Source organism: Pedobacter zeae (assembly GCF_014196715.1).
Lineage (GTDB): Bacteria > Bacteroidota > Bacteroidia > Sphingobacteriales > Sphingobacteriaceae > Pedobacter > Pedobacter zeae.
Window position 1 is genome coordinate 689,593 of the sequence record NZ_JACIEF010000003.1, and the last position, 22,534, is coordinate 712,126.

Annotated in this window: 18 protein-coding genes and 1 tRNA gene; 11 read left to right on the plus strand and 8 right to left on the minus strand. The window is 40.9% G+C overall.

Going from position 1 to position 22,534, the window contains the following annotated elements:
* Nucleotides 1–15 precede the first annotated feature (15 nt).
* Complete coding sequence (locus GGQ60_RS16040) at nucleotides 16–1,881, plus strand: type VI secretion system baseplate subunit TssF (protein ID WP_183766274.1); 1,866 nt, start codon at nucleotides 16–18, stop codon at nucleotides 1,879–1,881.
* A 103-nt stretch (nucleotides 1,882–1,984) separates the two neighbouring features.
* Here GGQ60_RS16040 and GGQ60_RS16045 read toward each other — a convergent pair whose 3' ends face one another.
* Nucleotides 1,985–2,923, minus strand: coding sequence for a type VI secretion system baseplate subunit TssG (locus tag GGQ60_RS16045; RefSeq protein ID WP_183766276.1), 939 nt, complete (start codon nucleotides 2,921–2,923; stop codon nucleotides 1,985–1,987).
* A 112-nt stretch (nucleotides 2,924–3,035) separates the two neighbouring features.
* On the opposite strand from GGQ60_RS16045, the gene GGQ60_RS16050 reads away from it, so the two are divergent.
* From GGQ60_RS16050 to GGQ60_RS16090, 9 genes are all read left to right on the plus strand, one after another.
* Complete coding sequence (locus tag GGQ60_RS16050) at nucleotides 3,036–3,929, plus strand: TssN family type VI secretion system protein (protein ID WP_183766278.1); 894 nt, start codon at nucleotides 3,036–3,038, stop codon at nucleotides 3,927–3,929.
* A 21-nt stretch (nucleotides 3,930–3,950) separates the two neighbouring features.
* On the plus strand, nucleotides 3,951–5,090 hold the full coding sequence (locus tag GGQ60_RS16055) for a hypothetical protein (protein ID WP_183766280.1): 1,140 nt from the start codon (nucleotides 3,951–3,953) through the stop codon (nucleotides 5,088–5,090).
* A gap of 377 nt (nucleotides 5,091–5,467) precedes the next feature.
* Nucleotides 5,468–7,741: a tetratricopeptide repeat protein gene (locus GGQ60_RS16060; RefSeq protein ID WP_183766282.1), complete on the plus strand. Its 2,274-nt coding sequence runs from the start codon at nucleotides 5,468–5,470 to the stop codon at nucleotides 7,739–7,741.
* Nucleotides 7,742–7,965: 224 nt separating this feature from the next.
* On the plus strand, nucleotides 7,966–8,730 hold the full coding sequence (locus GGQ60_RS16065; protein WP_183766284.1) for a glycoside hydrolase family 11 protein: 765 nt from the start codon (nucleotides 7,966–7,968) through the stop codon (nucleotides 8,728–8,730).
* Nucleotides 8,731–8,827: 97 nt separating this feature from the next.
* A complete protein-coding gene (locus GGQ60_RS16070; protein ID WP_183766286.1) occupies nucleotides 8,828–9,352 on the plus strand; it encodes a hypothetical protein in 525 nt (174 codons plus the stop codon).
* A gap of 112 nt (nucleotides 9,353–9,464) precedes the next feature.
* Nucleotides 9,465–10,061: a TetR/AcrR family transcriptional regulator gene (locus tag GGQ60_RS16075; protein ID WP_183766288.1), complete on the plus strand. Its 597-nt coding sequence runs from the start codon at nucleotides 9,465–9,467 to the stop codon at nucleotides 10,059–10,061.
* 57 nt (nucleotides 10,062–10,118) lie between these two features.
* Complete coding sequence (gene lpdA / locus GGQ60_RS16080; protein WP_183766290.1) at nucleotides 10,119–11,522, plus strand: dihydrolipoyl dehydrogenase; 1,404 nt, start codon at nucleotides 10,119–10,121, stop codon at nucleotides 11,520–11,522.
* Between the two features lie 24 nt (nucleotides 11,523–11,546).
* Nucleotides 11,547–11,981 carry a GNAT family N-acetyltransferase gene (locus GGQ60_RS16085; RefSeq protein WP_183766292.1) on the plus strand — a complete coding sequence of 145 codons (435 nt, stop codon included), beginning with the start codon at nucleotides 11,547–11,549 and terminating at the stop codon, nucleotides 11,979–11,981.
* Nucleotides 11,982–12,002: 21 nt separating this feature from the next.
* Entirely contained in the window at nucleotides 12,003–12,533 is a 531-nt protein-coding gene (locus GGQ60_RS16090) for a DinB family protein (RefSeq protein WP_183766294.1), read from the plus strand.
* A gap of 164 nt (nucleotides 12,534–12,697) precedes the next feature.
* Here the strand turns inward: GGQ60_RS16090 and GGQ60_RS16095 are convergent, their stop codons facing one another.
* From GGQ60_RS16095 to GGQ60_RS16125, 7 genes are all read right to left on the minus strand, one after another.
* Complete coding sequence (locus tag GGQ60_RS16095; RefSeq protein ID WP_183766297.1) at nucleotides 12,698–13,585, minus strand: helix-turn-helix domain-containing protein; 888 nt, start codon at nucleotides 13,583–13,585, stop codon at nucleotides 12,698–12,700.
* Between the two features lie 8 nt (nucleotides 13,586–13,593).
* Entirely contained in the window at nucleotides 13,594–14,598 is a 1,005-nt protein-coding gene (locus GGQ60_RS16100) for an aldo/keto reductase (protein WP_183766299.1), read from the minus strand.
* 820 nt (nucleotides 14,599–15,418) lie between these two features.
* A complete protein-coding gene (locus tag GGQ60_RS16105; protein WP_183766301.1) occupies nucleotides 15,419–16,333 on the minus strand; it encodes an amidohydrolase family protein in 915 nt (304 codons plus the stop codon).
* 667 nt (nucleotides 16,334–17,000) lie between these two features.
* A tRNA-Asp gene (locus GGQ60_RS16110) sits at nucleotides 17,001–17,074 on the minus strand.
* Between the two features lie 152 nt (nucleotides 17,075–17,226).
* Nucleotides 17,227–18,810, minus strand: a complete 1,584-nt coding sequence (locus GGQ60_RS16115; protein ID WP_183766303.1) for a Na+/H+ antiporter — start codon at nucleotides 18,808–18,810, stop codon at nucleotides 17,227–17,229.
* A 430-nt stretch (nucleotides 18,811–19,240) separates the two neighbouring features.
* Nucleotides 19,241–20,164, minus strand: coding sequence for a helix-turn-helix domain-containing protein (locus GGQ60_RS16120; RefSeq protein WP_183766304.1), 924 nt, complete (start codon nucleotides 20,162–20,164; stop codon nucleotides 19,241–19,243).
* A gap of 17 nt (nucleotides 20,165–20,181) precedes the next feature.
* Nucleotides 20,182–21,060, minus strand: a complete 879-nt coding sequence (locus GGQ60_RS16125) for an NmrA family NAD(P)-binding protein (protein ID WP_183766305.1) — start codon at nucleotides 21,058–21,060, stop codon at nucleotides 20,182–20,184.
* Nucleotides 21,061–21,655: 595 nt separating this feature from the next.
* Between GGQ60_RS16125 and GGQ60_RS16130 the strand changes: the two genes are divergently transcribed.
* A complete protein-coding gene (locus GGQ60_RS16130) occupies nucleotides 21,656–22,513 on the plus strand; it encodes a helix-turn-helix domain-containing protein (protein WP_183766306.1) in 858 nt (285 codons plus the stop codon).
* Nucleotides 22,514–22,534: the final 21 nt, after the last annotated feature.

Below are 22,534 nucleotides of genomic sequence, written 5' to 3' on the forward strand. Positions count from 1 at the left end.
CCAAATTTTCTACACATGAAGCCAGTTTTTTACTCATCGAAAGATGAAATCCGCAATAGAATTATAAAAAATGCCGAAGATTTTTGGAATGTTAAGGATAGTCATGAATTTGATCCCCTTGTAAAGCTAATTATTGAAGCATTAAGCAATGAGCTTTTTAATGTAGCCAACGATGTTAAAAACCTCGAGAACAGGATCTTCGATAAAATCAGCCGCATTTTAGCCCCCGATCATTTAACTTCCTCGCTACCTGCCCATGCCATTATCCATGCCAGCCCGATCGAAGAAGAAGACTACCTTTCGCCATATACGCAGTTTGCCTTTAAGAAAAACATTCAGCAGGAAAACGATAAGACCAAAAAGACCGACATTTTCTTTAGCCCGCTACATACGGTAAAAGTTCACCATGCATCGATAAAATATATCGTTACCGGAAATACATTTTTTGATATAGAACAATCAAGTAAACAGCCAAGGTTAAATACGCTACCGGGTACAGCTATTGAAAAAAACACTGTATACATCGGCTTTAAGGGCCTGAAAAGCTGGATGGATTTTAACAAGCTGAACTTATATTTTGACTGGAAAAATTATTCGGTACCTGAAAATACTTACTACCTGTTATCACTGGGCAGATGGTTCTACAAAGACAATGAACTTACAGCCTACACCGAACGCTTTATGGATGAGCCCTTAACAGGCAAAACAGAAGCACCTTTCCGCCACAAACAACTACTTCACCTGATTAAGGCCGATGTTTTACAGTTTTACAGCAACAGATTTGTGACTTTGGGAGGCCTGAATGATTTTAGCATTGATGAGGGTAAAGAACTTCCACCCATTTTTGCAAACATTTTTCAGCCGGCTGCGCTCAACCAGATCGACGAAAAAGTGAAATGGCTGAAAGTGGTTTTCCCGGCAGCGATCAATCAGGAAATGCTGAACGAACTGCATATTTATATGAATGCATTTCCAGTGGTAAATAAAAGGTTAAGCCAGATTAAACACCGGCTTAAAACCATGAATAATATTATACCGATTAAAACCGAATCGGCAGACCAGATGCTTGCAGTAGAAAATCTGAGAGATAATAAAGGCAAAAGTTATAATGAAATTCCTTACACCAACGAGAATGAAAAAGGAGATGGTTCGTTTTCGATCCGGTATGGTGGTACCGAACGTTTTGATACCAGGAATGCAAAGGAATTGGTTGATTATCTTTTTGAATTGCTAAGGGATGAAAAAGCAGCCTTTTCGGCCTACGGACCAGACTTTTTAAGTACCATTCTTAAAAACCTGGAACAGAACATCGCCCTCATCGAACAAAAAAGCCGCTCGGCATTGAAAGATATTAAGGAGCTGCCCAGCTATATCGTACTCAAACCGATTGATGATGCAGATATTTTATTTCTGGATATATGGGTTACACAGGCAGAAGAAGCTAACCACATCAATGCGGGAAGCCGCTTGGCGGTTTACGATAATAATAAGGTAAATGCGGAGAGTATCTTTTTATTGAGCCAAACCAAAGGTGGCCGCTCAAAACTGAATGCAACCAACCGGGTACAGGCCTATAAATATGGCTTAACCACTGCCGACCGGATTATCACGAAGGCTGATGTGATCAATTTTTGCCGCTATGAACTGGGTAACAAATTAAAGGACATTACGTTAGCCAAGGGGCTGATTATGGACAACAAACCGAATGCGGGCTTTATTAAAACTACCGATATCGTGATCGAACCGGCAGACCAGCTTAATCTTAGCGCACAGGATTGGGAAGAACTGTTGAGTTTAACCCTGGCAAAATTAAAGTTAAGAAGTACGATGAATGTGCATTACCGCATGTTGCTGAAACCTGCTTTGTATAAAACAGTTTAAGTACGGCCGCCACCTCAATCGAACACCATAAAATGAAGAGGGCTACCCGCTAAATCCCACAATGCTTTGCACTCCAATTCGCAATGGCGAATTTTTGATTTAATTAAAGATAGACGGTATATCCCAAATAAACACTTTCGCCGTGCTCGCTTAATATCGTTTCCTGGTAATCGGGTGCAGTTAAAAGTTCTACATTAACCTCGGCATCAACAGGCATTAAATAACTGATGGCCATATCCAAAATGGCCCTGTTTTTTTGCCCGGGGATAAATTTAACCAGTTCCTGTGGCGAGGTTGGCCCAATATTGATATTGTAAGCTTCATGTTCCGGAGTAAAGCTATCGCCTATAATGGTATCGATGCCCAACGCACTTCCGCCCAATTGCATTTGCATTTCTTCGGCAATTTTTACGGGTGCAATATTGGCTGTGGCATCTACTATGGTAAGTGGCAGGTTAAACAATGCAGTCAGTACCTTGGATACAAAAGCGATATCGTTTCTTTTCTGCTGGATTTCGGGCAGCAGGTGCATCCAAATGATGCTCTGTTCTTTATTGAGTAAACTAAATTCATCCCAGCCAAATTCAAAAATCTGGCTTAAATCGGAATAAGTTGTTTTTTTATCGAGCATATTCTCATATAGCTCGGTCATAATCCTCACATAATTAATTTCGGCATCAAAAGGGGTAAAAAACAACCTGGCGTCCTTTTCTTCTTCCCTCCTGTCCCTGATATCTTTGATCATGGATTCCTCATCCATGCTTGCACTGCCGGTTGGCGGGCGATGGAAAAGCCCTTCAGGCAGCATATCATACAAGCCTTCGCGGTTGGTGGTGATACGGATGCGTTCGTGCCTTCTTTTTTCCGAATAATAAGCAGTAGTATGGTCTATATCTTTTGCAAAAGCCCGTTTATCAGGCCCAATCGGGATGATTTCGATCTTATCGGCGTCAATAACTTTGCGTTCGATCAGGTCGGCAGCGTGCGCCACAGCCTTATAGTCTGTAAAGAGTTCGTTATTAATAAAAGTTTCTTTTTTCATTTAAACTTTAAGCTTGCAATTTTGTTATAGATTAAATTTTTTATGAAAAAATAAGGATTATTTCAAGTACTAAAGATACTATATTTGCAATACATCACATCTATAAAAATTAATGGACGTTAAATCATTTTTTATTCGTTTTCTCTTATTTCCGCTGATCTTCCTGGTCTCAACGGCGGTACTATCTATCATCAACAAGAAAAACCAGTTTCTTAACAACAAAAAACTCATTGTAAGTGTTCTGCTCATCGGCATTATTTTGGCTATCCCGGGTTTTCTGGGCTTCCTCAATTTTAATTTTATGCCCTGGGGCTATATTATTTGCTGCATTTATTACCTGTTAACGGGTGCCGTATTCGTTTACCTGTTAACAAAATACTACCCTAAAGATGTACTGGAACGAAAGGTTTTTATCTTTTTCGCCACGTTAGTTTCGGCTATTCTGGCGGCTTATTTATTTCAGCTGGCCTTTAACTGGTTAAGCTCGGTAAATTTCGGGTGGTTTGGCGCCGGTAGCATTACCTGGTTCTTTGTTCCGCTTATTTTCTGGTGGGCCTATGTTTCGCTGCTTGGCATCCCTTCCGAAATCTATAAGATCTGGAGATATCCTGACACCCCTTTGGACATCAATATGGACCATGTGGATTTTAACAGGTTACTGGTACTGGAGCTGGAGTTATATAAAAAAAGTACCGACCCCGAGCCGCTTAAAGTAAAAGTTAAAGCGGTTGAAAATATGAATTTCGGCATTTGGTTCCACAAGTTTATTGACGATTATAATCTGAAGTTTGCCAAAAGCCCGGTTGAGTATAAAAGCGATGACCATGAGAATTACAAATGGATATTCTTTATTAAGACCTCCTTTTTTAAACGTAATATCTTTATAGACCCTGATCTGGATATTATAGAAAATGGCATTACAGAAAAAATGACGATTTATGCAAAACGCGTGTCTGAAAATATAAATAAGCCTAACGAGGTCGGAGAAAGTGCTATCTTTATCTAATCTATACTAAAAACATTTACCATGATAAAGCCGCTAAAATATAAATCCATCAATTGGATCAATGGCATGAAGCTCTCCAGTGATCATTTTACACTGAGCGATCTCTACCTGCAGGACTTTGTACGCGATGCTGCTTCCCTTCATTTAAACAATAGCAATTACGGTTTTTTACCGCCTTTTGCAGGCTATAAAAGCTCGCACGATATCGAAATTATAGAAAAGGCAACCAATCATATCGAAGTGAGGGTAAGGTACTGTAATGCCATTACCCCCGAGGGCTGCCACATTGATATTGTACAGTCTGATAACATGGATACACTGGTCCATAACCATTATTTTGGTCAATCAGAGCCCCGCAACTATGTGATCTTATTGGTGGTTAACCCGTATAACCGCGTACCAACAGGTATGCCTAATCCGGAGGAGAGCCCGATCCGCTATCCCGAACTGGCCAAACATTACTCGATTGCTGTTTTACCTGAAAACGAAGTAAGCACACAAACAACTGACAGTTACTTTCTGACTATCGGGCAGGTGTATTACGAAAACGGAAGGTTATCGATTAACACTAACTATATCCCACCCAGCTCAACGATAACGAGCCACCCTGCATTGATCAGGTATTACGAATCTTTCAGTGTATTACTGAACGATTTACAGTTGGCTGCCTTTAAAATTATTGATAAAACGGGAGGGCGCGACAATATAACGCCGTTAGGCAAGAACATCCGTTTAATTTCAGAGAAGATTGTAGATTACATTGCAGGATTATTTTATGAATACCGAAATATTGCCTACCGCGAATCGCCGGTAGTTTTGGCCGGTTATTTCTCGAGTTTAGCACACATTTTTTTCACCGCCATAAAACTGATCGATCCCCGTGAAAGAGAGGAGCTGCTTAAATATTTCTACGAATGGAAAGATGTAACGCCTGGAAACTTTGAAGAACTTTTAGCCAAAACCATCGAATTGGTTTACGACCATAAACAGATTAACAACAGTATGGTAATGGCCAGCGAGTTCATGAATGTACTCGTAGCATTATGGAATAAATTGAGTGGTTTAGAATACATCGGCCAACGCAAAGAAAATATCGTAGTTGCCGAACAGCAGGTTGTACAGCAGGTACAAGCCAGAAAAACCTGGACATTGCTTGATTAAATTTTTTCTCGGAGCAAATTTATAACGAAGCTGTACCACTTAATCGGTGGTACAGCTTTTTTAATTCCCGAAAGTTTGGGCGGCCAGGATAAAATCGTTAAAGAATTGATTCGCCTGGTATCTAAAACAACAACCGGGTGGTTTTTGCGTATCACCACTGCGCTGAAATGGTAAAAAAGGGCCATCAAAAAAAGAACAAAACCTCAATCGTAAATGTGTAGATGTTATGTAGATACTTTAAGCATTCAGGTAGACATTCTGTAGAATGCCAAAATTAGGTTAGGGTAAGGTGTGCCTATAATTTTGTTGTAATAATACCTACAGTTAAAAATGTTTGAGCCGGACAATTCCGGAATCAATATTCCATTTAGAAACCTATGCAACAACAAAACAAAACAGATCTTGAACATCTACAATCCATTTACAATGAAGGCAATTTGCTGGAATGCCTTAAAGCCACCGATTTTTTCCTGTTAGTGAATCCTCAAAATCACGATGGCCTATTGCTTAAGGCAAAATGCGCATTTGAACTATCCTTTGATAAGGGTAGCGATAATAATTTTTTGGATATGGCCATCAACAGTTTTGAACAATTGCTGGGTTTAGTACCCACCCATGAAGAATCGATGTTATACCTGGCCTATATCAGTATTATGATAACGGGTACTAATTTATCGAAGGCTATATCCTATTGTACGCAATTGACCGCCTCGGAGCATTTGGATATACGGATTAAAGCCATTACATACCGGCAGGAAGCCTATTTTCAAACAGGCGAAATAGATAATGCATTGAATGATCTGGAGCTTTTAATTAAATTAAACCAGGCACATGGTATTGAAAACCGCAGTTTAACCGATCTGAAGCTGGGTGAGTTATATGCAAGAAAAGCAGATCTTTACCTTTACCATAAAAATGACCGTGCCAAAGCGATGGCGGTTTTTAAAGAAGGATTGGTATACCGGTATAAGGATGTACACACCTATATCCTGATCGCTAATCTTGCGATTGATCACCAGGAGTATGAATTTGGCGGCGAGGTGGCCCAGATAGCCTTTTTTTCAAGCAATGCCGATGCGGATGAGGAGCTATTGGCATTATATGACCGATTAACTGAACTGACCCAAAGGGGTATCATTAACAAACCGGTTATATATGCGATGTTTATTGGCCGTAAAATATATCAAACGCAGCTTGGATATGATACCGTTGACATGTTGAATTTTGCCCTGGATTACATAAAGGTATTTCCTGATTGGTTTATCCCTTATCATTATGCCGGTGCTGCATTGTACGAAACCAAAAGCTATGGGGAAGCACTTTTTTACCTACAAGAGAGTTTAGCGCATGGTGGCCTGGCACTCGGCCTGCAACGCTTTATCGAGGTAACTTACCGCGTAAAGGGTCAGCTGCCGTTAATAGAAAAATGGCCGGTCGACTCTCCGGTTATGTATTATAATGCAGGAGTGAGCTTTTTCGAAGAATCAGAAAGTAATATCCGCCAAGCAGACACTGCCAGCGAACTGTTAAAAATAAGGGCAAATTTTTATAAAATTTCTTACAACAGCTTTTATGATTACTTCTATAACGGTAAGGGAAATGGTGCCGACAATGAACCACATATTTTCGCCATGTGCTGCAACAACTATGGCATAGCCTTAAGTGAATTGGGCGAATATGAAACCGCTGTGAAAGTGCATCAACTGGGTTATAGCCTATCGCCCTTTTGGGAACAATTATCTTCGCTGGCCACTGCCCTGTTGGCACTTAACAGATATGAAGAAGTGATCGAGGTAACCGAAAAGGCAAGCACTTATAGCGATGAGTACCTCCGTTTTGAAGATTATATAGATTTGAAAGGTAAGCAGCTTGAGGCAAGCTATGCCTTGGGCCGGAAAGAACAAGCAAGCAACCTTTTAAATTTAATAGAAGAGGAATATAACACCTTTATTGCAGCCCATCAAAGTGAGCTTACCGGGCAGTACCTGTTTCTATTAAGTCAAAGGTATATTGTTATACAAAATATACGACAGGAACTTTTGAGTGAAGACAGCCTTGAAAATGCAGTTCAGGTATGGCAGGATCAGCTGGATAAAAATCCCGACGATAATTCGTCATGGTATATGCTGATGCAGAATTACTTTCAACTGAAAGATTACCGGCAGTGCATTGCCTGCGCCGATAATTATCAATCAGTTAAAGGCGCAGCGATCACAATGGAGTCGGTTCAGAAAGTGCATTATATGCGTGGCATGTCGTACCTGTACCTGGGTAATTATGTTAGCGCAAAAGAAAATCTAATTAACCTGCTTGATAATTGCCAGCCAGGAATTGAAACCCAGGAAAGCACGATCTGTGATGCCAATATAAACCTGGCACAATGCAGCTATGCCCTGGAGCAATGGGATGAATGCATGGACTTTGCACTGGCGGTAGTAGCCTGCTATGATAGAAATGGCTGGAAATGGGACGATTTAAGGTTACGGGCCACCTTACTGTATGCGGATGCCTGCAAAGCAGCCGGCGAAACCGATGCGGCCATAGGAACGGTAATTAACATCCTGAAAGTAGTACCTGACAACGAAGAAGCGTTGAAAAGGAAAAAGGAATGGAAACCTGGCGGCTTGTTCTCTTTCCTGAAAAGACGGTAAAACTTCCGGGCGAAACCGGGAGCCCTTTGAACGTTTTATTGCAAAAAAGCAACACAGTCTATACTGTAGTCGTTTAAATACGAATCAATACCTTATAAGCATACACATAAAAGTCATTTTAGCATGACTTTTTGAACATTTGTATAAGATAATTTGCTGATTATTAGCCGTATTAGAGCACTAAATACGGTTATTTTGCTTCCCTAACCAATTATAAATCTTATATGAAAACACCAAATTCACTGACAGGTGTAACCAGGAAGGTTACCCTTGTTGCGGCTGCAACCCTATTGTTTGCAAGCGCCGTATGTTTAACAGGCTGTAAAAAAGACGAAAAAATGGTACCGGGGGAAGTTACTGCTCCGCCCCCTTCTACTAAAACAGCCACGGTAGAAACCTACCAATCGGGTACACATAACGGTTTCTTTTGGTCGCTTTGGAAAAGTGATGGCGCAACCGGTACTGTTAATTACGCCAATGGTACCGGGGGCAATTACAGCGTTAACTGGAACGGGTTTAATGGTAATTTTACTTGCGGTAAAGGGTATTCAGTGGGCTCAAGCACCTATAAAATAGGGTATAACCTGGGTGCTTATTCCAACTCCGGTGGTGGTACTTTTGGCTGGTACGGATGGAGCAGAAGCCCTTATTACGAGTATTATGTAAATGAAACCTGGGGCGCGGTTTCTCCTCATACCGGTACCTATCTGGGCACGTTTGAAAGCGATGGTGCCGGTTATAACGTATGGACCCGATGGATGACGGGCAAAAATATCGATGGTGGCGATGGCTTCAGGCAGATTTATAGCTCCAGGGTTACAAAGGTTTCAACCGGGCAAAACCGTGTGATTACTTTTGCCAACCATTATAACAAATGGCAAAGTTTAGGATATACGCTTGGCCAGCTAAATATTCCTGCAATTATGGTTGCCGAAACATGGGGCACTAATACAAATGGCAATATTAACTGCACCATTTGGGCACAGTAAACATTTGTTTAAGCTATTCACAACCACAATACTGCCCGGCTTATTGCCGGGTAGTATGTACTTCAGGTACTTTTTTAATCATTAACAACTTGTTATCATGAGATTCATCCTTTATTTCTTTGCTTTTTTTATTCTTATCCTTTCTGCCTGCGATTCGTCACGTCCAAAAAAAATAGGTGGAAACAAAAAATCATTGACCGGAAAATGGCACCGGTTTTCGATGGCAAATGGATATAGCGAATTTGATATCGATTCGCAATATGTAGTTTTCTATAATCAGAAAGTCGGCCGCTTTAAGCTTCCATATAAAATAGAAAATGATTCCTTAAAATACCTTACCAAAGATTATGTAGCCAAGATTACAGACTACGGCGACTCGCTTCTTTTAGAAGGTAACGACAGTACTCAAGCCCTATTGCACAGGTTTAAAGAACCGCATGTTCCTTTTGAAAAAATTCCGGAAGAAAAAGATTCTTTATCATTTGCATCATACATCGCTGATTTCGATAAAAGATTAATCAGTGAGTTGGAGAAAGCCGGAATAAAAATTTCTGACGGCGTAGAAAAACGCGAAGGACCTGCGTACGAAGAACTGTTGAAGAAAAAATCGGCAAACAGGTAAAAGGGCTTCAGCCGGTATGGCAACTTATCATTAACCCGTAAAAATTTTTAAAAAAAGACCGATTGTTTTATTTTTTATATAATTTTGGAGGAAATTAAAAATTTCATCTGTGATGAAAACGACCAAGTCTGAAAATACCAAACGGCTTATTATTGAGAAAACTGCACCGGTTTTTAATACGAAAGGCTATGCGGGAACATCAATCAATGATTTAATGGATGCCACCGGACTTTCCAAAGGTTGCATTTATGGTAATTTCCAGAACAAAGATGAAATTGCACTAAGCGTTTTTGATCATAATTTCGGTAAGGTAACACAGCACATGAAAGAACGCATCTTAGCTACCGAGAATTCGATAGAAAGGTTGCTCGTTTACCCGCAAACATATAAGAACTATTTCAGGTACCCTTATTTGCAAGCTGGCTGTCCGATTTTAAATACCGCTACAGAAGCTGATGATACCCATGCGAAACTAAAAGAACGAGCACAAAAAGCGCTGGGACTTTGGAAAACCGCTATTGTAAACCAAATAAAACGGGGTATCGAAAGAAAAGAAATAAAAGAAGATACTGATGCAACTGAAATTTCGGTGATCATGATTTCCATGATCGAAGGCGCATTTATGCAGGCAAAGGTCAATAACCATATGACAGAGCTTAAAATAGCCATGTCTTTCCTCGAAAAATTAATTAAAAACCTTAAAGTGTAATTTTTTTACCCATAAAAAGACCGATTGGTCTTTTTTCAACAATATAGAAAAGAAAAAATGGAAGAATTTGATATTACCGTTATCGGGTCGGGTCCGGGCGGATATGTAGCAGCGATAAGAAGTGCCCAGCTGGGTTATAAAACTGCGTTAATTGAAAAATACAGCACATTAGGAGGCACTTGTACCAATGTGGGGTGTATTCCTACCAAAGCCTTGCTGGATACCACACATCATTATGCAGATGCGCTGAAGCGTTTTGAAAATCACGGTATTGAATTTTCTGATCTCCATCTTAATTTCGAACAGGTTTTTAAACGTAAAGCCGATGTAGTGACTAAAAATACACAGGGATTAGATTTCCTGATGAGAAAGAATAAGATCAAAGTTTTCCAAGGCACAGGCACTTTTCTCAACAATGAGTTCGTGAAAATTATAAATGCCGAACAGCAGGAAACTTTTATCAGATCGGATAAGTTCATTATTGCTACCGGATCAAAACCGGCAACTATTCCGGGAGTTACCATTGATAAAAAAAGGATCATCACCTCTACCGAAGCCCTGGCCATGCAAGAAAAACCGAAAAGCATCATTATCATTGGCGGTGGTGTGATCGGTGTAGAAATGGCTTCTATTTTTAACAGAATCGGGACAAAAGTGACTATATTAGAATATGCTGATAATCTGATTGCTGCGATGGACCAGGAATTGGGAAGTACATTAACAAAAATTCTGACAAAAGAAGGGGTAGAAATCAAGCTACAGCAGGCAGTGTACAAAGCCGAAAACCTTGGGGATAAAGCTAAAGTGTATTTTAAAAATAAACAGGGTGCCGAACAAGAGCTGACCGCAGACTATATCCTAGTCGCCGTTGGCAGAAAGCCATACGTGAATAGCCTGGGTTTAGAAAACACCAATGTAGAATTGAATACCAATGGCACGGTAAAGGTAAATGACCAGCTCCAGACAACCGCCTCAAACATTTTCGCTATTGGCGACGTCATCGGTGGCGCTATGCTTGCCCACAAAGCGGAAGAAGAAGCCGTATTTGTAGTTGAAAGAATTGATGGCCAAAAACCGCATATTAATTATGACCGGATCCCGTCGGTAGTTTACACCTGGCCGGAAGTTGCTTCAGTAGGAGCCACAGAAGAAGAATTAAAAAAACGGGAAATCAAGTATAATGTCGGGAAATTTCCTTTTGCAGTAAATGCCAGGGCGAGGGCAGGAATGGAAACAGATGGTTTCGTAAAAGTACTGTCCGATCCTAAATACGGAGAGCTTTTAGGTGTACATATTATAGGTGCCAGGGCTGCAGATTTAATAGCACAGGCAGTTATTGGCCTGGAATACGAGGTCACAGCGAAAGATATGGCTTCGGTATGTTACGCGCATCCTACCTATTCGGAGGTACTGAAAGAAGCCTATACCATGGCATCAGGAAAACCATCTGTAAATATTTAAACAGCTATAATTCAACCAATAAGTATGTTACAACAGATCAGGCTCGCAACTCCCGCAGACTATATCCGGATCATGGAAATCTGGGAATCTGCGGTTATCGCTACACATCACTTTCTTCTTGAGGAAGATTTTAGTTATTACAGGCAAATTATCCCAAGAAACTACCTGCCAGCGCTTCAGGTATTCCTGCTGATCGATCAGGGTGAACCAATCGGATTTGCAGCTGCTTCAGAAGGAAACCTGGAAATGCTTTTTATCCATAACGAATACCGTGGAAAGGGTTATGGGCTGAAATTGTTCTCTTTTATGAAAGAGGTACATGGGGTTACAAGGGTTGATGTTAATGAGCAAAACCACCAGGCCATTGGTTTCTACACTAAATTGGGCTTTAAAAAAACAGGGAGATCAGAAAAAGACGGATCGGGTAAAAATTACCCCATTCTGCACATGGCTCTTTAAAATTATGAAAATTTTAGAAAAATGATAGAAAAGCCTTTTGTAAAATGGTTTGATCGAAAATTCGATGCAAACATTGACATCGTACAGTTTGACGGTATTTTAAGCCGGATGGAGCATTTTCCTGCTGTTTTAAATCAATTACTTGAAACTTGTCCAAAAAAAATTGCAACCATAAAAACCAACGGTAAATGGTCAGTAAATGAAAACGTTGGGCATTTGATCCTTTTAGAAGACCTCTGGCGCAGGCGGTTTCAGGATATAAAGGATGGAAAGCCGGACATGTCTCCTGCTGATTTAAATAATACTGCAACCGATCAGGCTTTTTTCAATAAATCAGTACTGGGTGAGCTTATTAAACGTCTGGGTGATGAAAGAGCGAAAACAATTTCATTACTACAGGGAATGAGCAAAGAAGACCTTTTGAAGAAAAGTATCCACCCGCGGTTAAATCAGCCAATGAATATTGTTGACTTAATGTATTTTGTAGCGGGACATGACGAACACCATCTGAGCACCATACAATCTATTATTGATAATACAATGGCCTTGTAATTTTTTCTAAACTAAAAGGATTGATTAAAATAATTTAAAACTGATTAAGGAGAAATAAGCACACCAACTGACCCTCTGCCATATTTAATTCCAAACGATCTGACCATCATCGACGGAAGATATGGTCACATAGCCAGAAAAATCCGTTGCTTTATATTGGATGATCAGTTAAAAGTTTGACGAAATTCCAACGGCGATAAATTCGTCTTCTTTTTAAACAAAGTGCTGAAAGACTGTGCGTGCTCAAAACCCAGGGCATAGGCAATCTCACTAACTGAAAGATGGGTGGTAGAAAGTTTTTCTTTGGCTTTCGCGATCAGTTTTTCATGAATATGCTGCTGGGTGTTCTGTCCTGTATGCACCCGAAGCAAATCACTCAGATAGTTCGGCGACAGATTCATCTGGGCAGCAATATATTGCACGGTGAGCAAACCCGGTACGTCGCTATTAAAGTAGTCATCAATCAACTGCTCAAACCTGGTTAGCAGGGCCGAATTATTATTCTTTCGGGTCAAAAATTGCCGCTCATAAAAACGGTTGGAGTACTTCAGCAGACTCTCAATCTGCGTTAGGATGATCTCCTGGGTATGCTTATCAATATGCCGGCACTCCTTATCAATTTTATAAAGGATGGTAATCAGGTCATCTTCTTCCCCGGCCGATAGGTGGAGCGCTTCGTTAACTGCATAATCGAAAAAACTGTAATGATGAATATGATTTGCCAAACTATGCTGCAACAGGAAGTCGGGATGAAAGATCAGGAGATAACCAGACCCGCATTCCATATTTTGCAGGTCTAGTTGTTGCACCTGGTTCGGTGCAGTAAAACTTAGTACGCCCTTATCGTAGTCATAATGCTGTTGTCCGTACCTGATCTTGCCTTTAGCATTGCGTTTAAGCGCCACACAGTAAAAGCGGTTAACGAAACCTTTCCAAATCTCGTTTTCCAAAAAAATACTTTCCTCCAGGTTGATCACGCTCACGAGGGGGTGACGGGGTTCGGGCAATGACAGCAAGCGGTGAAATTCTGATATGGAGTTAATGGCGTTCATAAACAAAATTAATCAATTAAACCCATACTGAACTCGTCATAAGGTGCACCGGTGTCTGTACCCAAAGGCACAATGCTTTCCAGTTGTGCCAGGTCGGCTTCACTCAACTGAATTTCAGTTGCTGCAATATTCTGCTCGAGGTATTTCCTGCGTTTGGTGCCGGGGATTGGTACAATACCTTTTGCGATGATCCAGGCCAGCGCCAATTGCGATGATGTAACTTGTTTTTCAGCAGCCATAGCCTCAATCTCTTTCACCAGCTCGATATTTTTGGCGAAGTGGTTGCCCTGGAAACGCGGTATGCCACGACGAAAATCATTCTCCGGCAGGTCATTAATGGTTTTGATCTGTCCGGACAAAAAACCACGGCCCAGCGGTGAGTAAGCGACAAACCCAATTCCCAATTCTCTTAATGTTGCCAGCACCCTACGCTCCTCCACCGTCCGTTCAAATAAGGAGTACTCACTCTGCACGGCGGTGACCGGGTACACGGCATGTGCGCGCCTTACCGTTGCAGACGATACTTCCGACAGACCGATATAACCTACTTTACCTTCTTTAACCAATTCAGCCATCGCTCCCACGGTTTCCTCAACCGGCGTATTTTTATCCAGGCGGTGCAGGTAATACAGATCAATGTAATCGGTATTAAGATTCTTTAAAGAACGTTCTAAAGATTTCTTTACATAGTCTTTCTTGCCATTGATGGCCCAGGTTACTTTATTCTTATCGTCGATTTCCCAGCCAAACTTGGTAGCCAAAATATACTGATCGCGTTTACCACTGATCGCTTTGGCGATCAGTTGCTCATTTTTCAGCGGACCGTACAGGTCGGCTGTATCCAAAAAATTACCGCCCAGCTCCAGCGAACGATGGATCGTGGCTATGGCTTCCTGTTCATCCGCAGGGCCGTACATATGCCCTTCTTCAAATCCGGTCATACCCATACAGCCGAGGCCGATCACCGGCACAACCAATCCCTGGTTGCCCAGCGCAATTTGTTTTATTTCCATAATTCCAAAGATCGGTAAGCCAGATCGCGGATATGTATGCAAATCCCTGAATTACTTCGGCAAATCAAGGCAAATCTGCATTTAGACCCCACCATTAACAAACCCTTAAATTTTAGCTTGATTAGAACGCAGCAGGATAGAAATAACTCCCTGGATAAAGAGATTTAACAATGAGGCAGGTTCGAGCGAAATCCTCGCTAGTGAGCCGGGCGCATCCAACTCCACATAATCATTCAGCGGGGCAAAAATATATTATGTCTTCAGGTGTGCCCAGTCTTTTGAAAGGCCCTCCATTTATGATCAGTTACCATTAGAAGGTTTTCTTAAATATTCTTAATGCGAAAGAATCCTAAAAGGAAGTGCTTTCGAAGGGAAGAAACGGTTATTATTATGGTATAGCCGCCTGCGGATGAGGTATCAAAGCCTCCATCGCATATGAACGGTCTGTAGAGAAGTTAAGCATACCCCCTTATCCTGCAATTGGAGATCTTTTAAGGTATATATTATGGAGGAATTAAACACATTATTGAACCACCAGAATTAACAATGTACCTCTACATATCAACATAATAGGCAAAGAGTTACACAAAAAAGGTGCAAGCGACATTTCTGACAACTTGTACTTTTCTGCGGACTGGGTGGGAGTACAATCGAACCCTTGATACCTTTATTGACATTTCTAAATGACCTGAAAATCTGATTTTGGCCAACACAGAACTATATTTGGTCTCCAACAATTAACTGCTCATTTATTTATCGTGAAATAAATATTTAAGACGCTTTGAACATTAAGCAGCGAGAAATTCTTGCTTAAAGATTTTTAATTTTTTAATTGTAAAAACCTCGCAGCATTATTGTACAATATATTTTGCTTGTCCTCTTTAGTAAGAAAATCAAGGCTATTTAAAAATTGAATTGATTTTTCAATAGCTCCCGGCCAAACCATCTGATCGCTGCCAAACATTACCCTGTTTAAGCTGCCGTCCGTCTTTGCAAGCTTTAAAAATTCGACAGCGTAATGTTGGGTGAGCGGTGAAACCCATAGAAGCACACCTAAATCAGAGTAAAGATTCGGATACATCTGCATTAATCTCACAGCATGTTCATACCACACCTCGCCAGAGTGCATCATATAAAGCCGGAGTTTAGGATACTTTACTAGCACACTTTCTATCAGGAAAGGGTCACCTAAGGCCAGCCGAGCTCTTGGGGACCCATGATATGGCGTTTCTGGTGGACCGCCGCCCTCATGAACGGCAACGGGAACATTATATTTTTCACAGATGCGCAGGTACGGTTGCCACACGCTGTCAGCCAAAGTGGTGCCTGAATAATAAGGGCCCAGTTCGCCAAACACTTCTACTTCTTTTTTCCTTACCATTTGCTCAAAACGGACAGTGTCAATGCCGAAATCGCCGGGAGAGTCTATTGCAAGTCCGCGAATAAACATATGAGACGGATCGTTTTTAACCCATTGCGCTACGCTCGAAGGAGACCCGCTGATTACTGCTTTTACGACCCCTGTCCTGCGCAAAGCTGCATAGGTGTCTTTAAAATGTTCAGTTGTTTGTTTTGAACTTTGAACTCCGGCAATGTCTGGTGCAGGATAACTAAAACGGTTACTATCATAGCAATGGATATGTACATCAATTATTTTTTGCTGCTGCGCTTTTGAATATAAGAAAGAGAAAATAAAGGGAATTAGAAGGGGTATTATCTTTTGCGTGCTTTTCATTTAAATTGTTGTTTGAATATCAAAAGCGGAAGTAAATATTAATTATACGTTAACATCGGTTGCATTAAAGTTAGAGAAAAATTATTTATCTACGATAAAAAAGAAGCCAGCAGAACCCTTTAGCATTAAACACCCTTCTCCCAAGTTCCAAAGCGTAAAGAATTGCGCTTAATTTTGCTGATCCAATTCCTAAAATTGCGAGTTCAGCGTGGCCAATTTCAGGAGCAAGTATTTAAGGCCGCCCAAGTGACCACAGCCATTCTTAACAGAATTGGCATTCCGAGCTTTACAAAAACCCCTGATTTTACGGGTATACACATTTACACACCTCGATCTGATGGTTAAAAAAGAAGGTGATGCCCATTTCACTATTGTTGGGATCAATTGAAGTAAATCCGGGAAATGCTAACGAACAAAAGTTTAGCGACACAGAATTTGCTTTACTGAATTTATCGCCAAAATTATAGTTGATATTTCTTTACGAGAGGCTAATGAGCAAGATAGGCAGTTTGAGAATGGAGACAAATAAACGGGGCTCGAACCCATAATTATCAATAAGACAGTGCTTTACGAGCTTATCAACGATCAAAAACGCCAGAAAAATAAGACTTAAACAAAACAACCTGCTAAAAATCAATGATTTAGCAGGTTGCATCTTGTGTTCTTGCGGAATGGACGGGACTCGAACCCGCGACCCCATGCGTGACAGGCATGTATTCTAACCAGCTGAACTACCACTCCTTTTGTTCTTCTTAACGTTCGAACCTCTTGTCTCTTTCGAGGCTGCAAATATAAAGACAAAATTCACTTTATCACCATCCTGCTCAAGATTTTCAGTTACAATTGCATAACCTGTTGATTTTCATCTCAAATAAATACAGCAACGCAAAAGGTTAAATCACCCTCAACCGTTCTTCTTCCAGATCGATCTGGTATAGTTGCTGCCGAATCACATCCTCACTAACCGAAACATCCTTATTAAGCTCCGAAAGAAACCGTCGTTGGCTTTCGAGCAACTCCATAAAAATCGATTTTGTTTTTTCATTCATCCAGCTATCGTCTGTGGCTTTAGATTTTTCTTCCAAATGCTTCAGCAACTTTTCCATGGCGGCATTACCATTCAACTCGTTATCATATTTATCTTTAAGAAACTGATAGGAATGCACTTTCAGATCTTGTTTCACTTTCTGCCTAACCATTTCCTCGTTTTCCCTGTTAATTCTTTCGCCAAATGCACCAGCGCGTTTTATAAAATAAGGGAGTGTAAGGCCTTGTACCAATAATGTAAGCAGGATTACTTCAAAAGTAATGAACAAAATCAGGTCTCTTTGCGGGAAAGCAGTTCCATGATCAAATGCCAGGGGTATAGCCAATGCAGCCGCCAGCGATACAACACCACGCATACCCGTCCAGCCAAGTAATAAAGGCATGGTGAAACGCATCCTCCTTGAAGATGCGGCCGGAGCTACGCTCGGGCGGAAAATAAGTGTGGCAATCAGCGCAGCATAAGAGCTGATTATGCGGGCAGCAATCAAAACACCGGTAACCAACAAACCGTAACCGATGGCCGTGTTTAATGGAATACCTTTTGATTTAAGCCCATCTGTAATTTCCGGAAGCTCGAGCCCAATGATCAAAAACACCATCCCATTTAAAATAAAGATAAAGCTTTCCCATACACTAAATGCCCTGATCCGACTGGTACTGCTTAAAAAGAGAAGCCTTCTTGCCGACATAAATAATCCTCCGCTTACCACTGCCAATACACCCGAACTGTGCAGCTCTTCAGCAATCCAGTACATCAAGTAGGGCTCAATAAGCATAAGTGCTATATCTGATGGAGCATCTGTTGGTAAATACCGATGTGCCTGAACAAATATCCAGCCCAGCAATAAGCCAATCCCGGCCCCGCCAATAACCATCCACAAAAAGCTAAGCGCTGCATCTTGCCATATAAATTGCCCCGTACCTACGGCCACCAGTGCAAAACGGAAGATAATTAAGGAGGAAGCATCATTTAATAAACTTTCTCCTTCTAAAATCGCTGAAGTGGATTTTGGAATTTTAACAAATTTAGTGATGGCACCCGTACTTACAGCATCAGGCGGAGATACTATACCTCCCAACAGAAAACCTAAAGCTATGGTAAACCCAGGGATCAGATAGTTGGTTACAAGGGCTACCGAAAGCGCCGTAAAAAAAACAACCAGGAAAGCAAAACTCCCGATAATACGCCACCACTTTTTCATCTCCTTAAAAGAAATGGACCAGGCAGCTTCAAATAACAATGGAGGAAGAAATATAAAAAAAATGAGGTTGGGATCAATTTTTACCATGGGTAGCCCAGGTATAAAGCTTATTAATAACCCGCCAACAACAAGCAGAATTGGATATGCGATTTTGAGTTTAGCAGCCCACATGGTTAACAGTACAATTATAGCTACCATGGCGAGCAGAAAAGGTAAAATAGTATGCATAGAATATGTTTTTGAGTGGGCCAGTACTTTTCTTTACAAAGAAAGCCTGAATAAACAAATTTGCAGGTTGGCTTTCCCTGGCGTTTTCATTAAATCAATTTTCGAAAATCCGGATCGCAGCGATAATACGTCAATTTTACAGGCTTAATTTATAAAAAACAATGGATAATGCCCAAAGCAAAAAGAGATTTAAGTGTAGCCTGCCCTAATAACAATTGGTACAGGGAAGAAAAGAATTTAAAGTGGCCGCCAGGTTTAAGGAAATTTATGTTGGCCACTCACCTACTACGGCTTTGAGGCAAAGACAAACCCATGGAGGGATTTTTTCGCTTTAATAAATCTTAGCACCGGATAGACGACTTACTGTTTCCGTCCGGTAGTTAAAAAGGCAGTTAACCGGCTTGCAGGCTCTGGCCTACAAGCCGGTTAACTAAAAGCTGTTAAATAGCTTTCTGAACTCTGCGGGCGTTGCATTCGTTTTGTTCCTGAACAATTTACTAAATCCCTGCGGATGTTCAAATCCGAGTTCGTATGCGATTTCACTTATTGAAAGGCGGGTCGTCGATAACTTTTCCTTCGCTATTTCGATCAGTTTTTTATGGATATGCTGTTGCGTACTTTCTCCTGTCAAAGATCGCAATAGCCCGCTGAGGTAACCGGAAGAAACACATAAAGCCTCAGAAACAAACTGAACGGTAGGGATGCCCTTGTGCGCTGCATCATTTGCCATATAACCAGCCAGGATTTTTTCCATCCTTACCAAAATCTCATGGCTGCTTCTTTTTCTGGTAATGAACTGCCGTTGATAAAAACGCTCGGAGTAATTAAGCAGCGTTTCGATTTGTGAAATAATGATGTTTTGACTGAACTTATCAAGGTTGGAATGATACTCCTGCTGGATGTTATGAACAATTGCATTCAAAATATCTTCTTCCTTTTCCGATAAAAAAAGTGCCTCATTAACAGCATAGTCAAAAAACTCATACTGCCTGATTGATGAAGCCAAAGCAGTATTCCAAAGGAAATCAGGGTGGATCAGCAACAGCCATCCCGTATGTTGCGCTTTGGCTTCGTCGCTATGCCTGATGCTGAATACCTGATTAGGCGCCAAAAAAAACAACACCCCGGAGTCAAAATCATAGGGTTGCTGTCCGTACCTGATTTTTGCATTTGTGGTACGTTTTAACGATATGGAAAAGAAGTCGAGAATAAAACTATCTGTTTCCCCATGCCCGCTTGGCTGGATAAGACTATAGTCCACAACGCTTATCATCGGATGTTCCGGTTGAGCTAGTCCCCGGTAACGATGGAATTCACTGATTGTCCTGATCCTTTTGGCCACCTCGTTTTTCATCTTTAAATTTAGCTATACTAATCGAACAACGCCGCAAACTTTACCGCATATTCTTCCATCTTTACCTTTCCCAATTCCGGTGTATGCAAATCGTAATCTTCATGAAGCTTACCCGTGTGAAGGGCATTACCAAGTTCCAGCATCTTTTCGACATACTCTTGGGAAAGTCCGTTTTTCAACAAGCTCTTTTCTGCATCCTGTTTAGTTAAGGTCAGCCACTTTAATTCCGGTTTTCCAATCGCTTTACCAATAATCGATGCGACCTCGCTACAGCTTCTGTCATCGCTTCCTACATACCTGATCAGCTGCGTATGCCCGGTTTTTACGATTTCCTGGGCTACGGCGTCTGCAATGTCTATGGGAGAGACCAACGGCAACCGATCCGCTCCTCCATAAACCGCACCAATAAACCCGGCAGATTTGATCATGGGAATGAAAGCCAACAGGTTATAATAGAAAAAAGTTGGGCGGATGTGGGTCAATTGAATATGCCCGATGGTGTTAAGGATTTGTTCAACATGGTAAGATCCGGTAATAAATCCGGTTCCGGAAGACAGGTGCGCCCCAACACTGCTCAAATGGACAACCCGCTTCACCCCCGTTTCCAGAATGGCTTCTTTATAATTCTCCCCCAGACGCCGATAGTATGCGATTTGATCAGGTTGTGTATAGTCTGGCGGAATCATACAGAACGCAGCGTCTGCGCCCATAAAACTCTCTTTCAGAAACGCTGCATCGTGCAAAGAGCCTATTGCAGGGATCGCGCCAATATTTTCGATTTCAATTTGCCTGCCGGCATTGTTGCTGATAATGGTTATGGAATCGCCATTTTCGATTAATTGCTCACTTAGAGGCTTACTTATATTGCCCAAGGAACCTGTGATTACTATTTTCATTGCGCTTACATTTTTTAGTAACGCAAAGTTCCTTTAATATAAAAGACCGGTTGTATCCAAATCTGCTTTCGTTGTATCCAAATGAAATACCTCTAATTTCCGGATTCCTTTCATAAACCGGGGGGGCAGTATAAAACACGCATCATTTGGTGTTTTCGAGCAAATAAAAAAGCCTGTAAATGATGATTACAGGCTTTATACAATTTTGATATTGCTTTTTGCGGACTGTACGGGGTACAATCGAACCTTTGATAAAGTTTTTAGCGTTTGTTAACGACATCGAAACCGTCAAAAATCACAGATAAATACATTTTAAGTCAAATGATCATCTATGAGATACAGGTAGCCGATAGGATATTGAAAAACTGTAATTATTATTGAAGGTCATTATTTATTCGGCTAGCTTTCAAACTATATGTCATTTTCATTCAATGGTTTTTCGCTGTGGGCAACCCTTTCTTTTTTAATGGCTTCCAAAAACCTTTAAGAGTTTTATTCTCGCAGGAAAGGCAGACAGTAACGATACAAGTCGCGGTAAAAAACTTTTATCTTTAACATCTCGAAAGAATATATTATAAAAGAGTCAAAAGATATAATGACCAGAAAATCGAAATCCATTCCTTTGAAGCCATTAGCCAAGGAGTTTGACAATGGTATCGCCGTTGGGAAATATCCGATTGCTGATTTACGACTTTCAGAAGAAGCCGAATACTCACATCGGCACGATTATCATTTTTTTATCCTACAGGAAAAAGGAACATCTTATTTCGAAATTGATTTTGAGAAGCATCAGATAAAAAAGCCGTCTATTATTTACATTGCACCCAACCAGGTTCACAGCGTTTTAAAAGCCGAAAACATTGAATTTTGTTTGCTAGCCATAAACAATGAAAACCTGCACCCTCAATACCTGAAATTATTGGAGGAAATCTCGCCGGCTAAGCCGCTAACCCTAAGTTCAAAACACATTTCTCTTATCAGTCAAACATTTTTGTTGTGCATTGACCTGTTTGAGGAAAGGGAAGGCAAATTGTATCTGTCATCGCTAAAAGATAGTTGCAATACTTTGATTTCTTTATTCCTATCACAATATCTAGAAAGGTCCGGGCATGCTGATACACTTTCCCGATTTGAGCTTGTAACCAAGGCATTCAAATTAGCATTGGAACAGAATTTTATTAAAAATAAACGACCAGCCGACTATGCTCAAAAATTAAACATTTCCGTTCCTTATCTGAATGAGTGTGTGAAAAATACAACCGGATTTCCTGTTTCTTATCATATTCAGCGGCGTGTTACTCTGGAAGCCAAACGATTGCTTTTCCATTCCAATAAATCGGTCAAAGAGATTGCTGCTGAATTAGGTTATGACGATTATGCCTACTTTTCCCGCCTGTTCAATAAAGCCACAGGAATGACCGCCTTAACTTTCAGAAATAAAAACCGCGATTAGTCCTATACTTACACCTTTCAT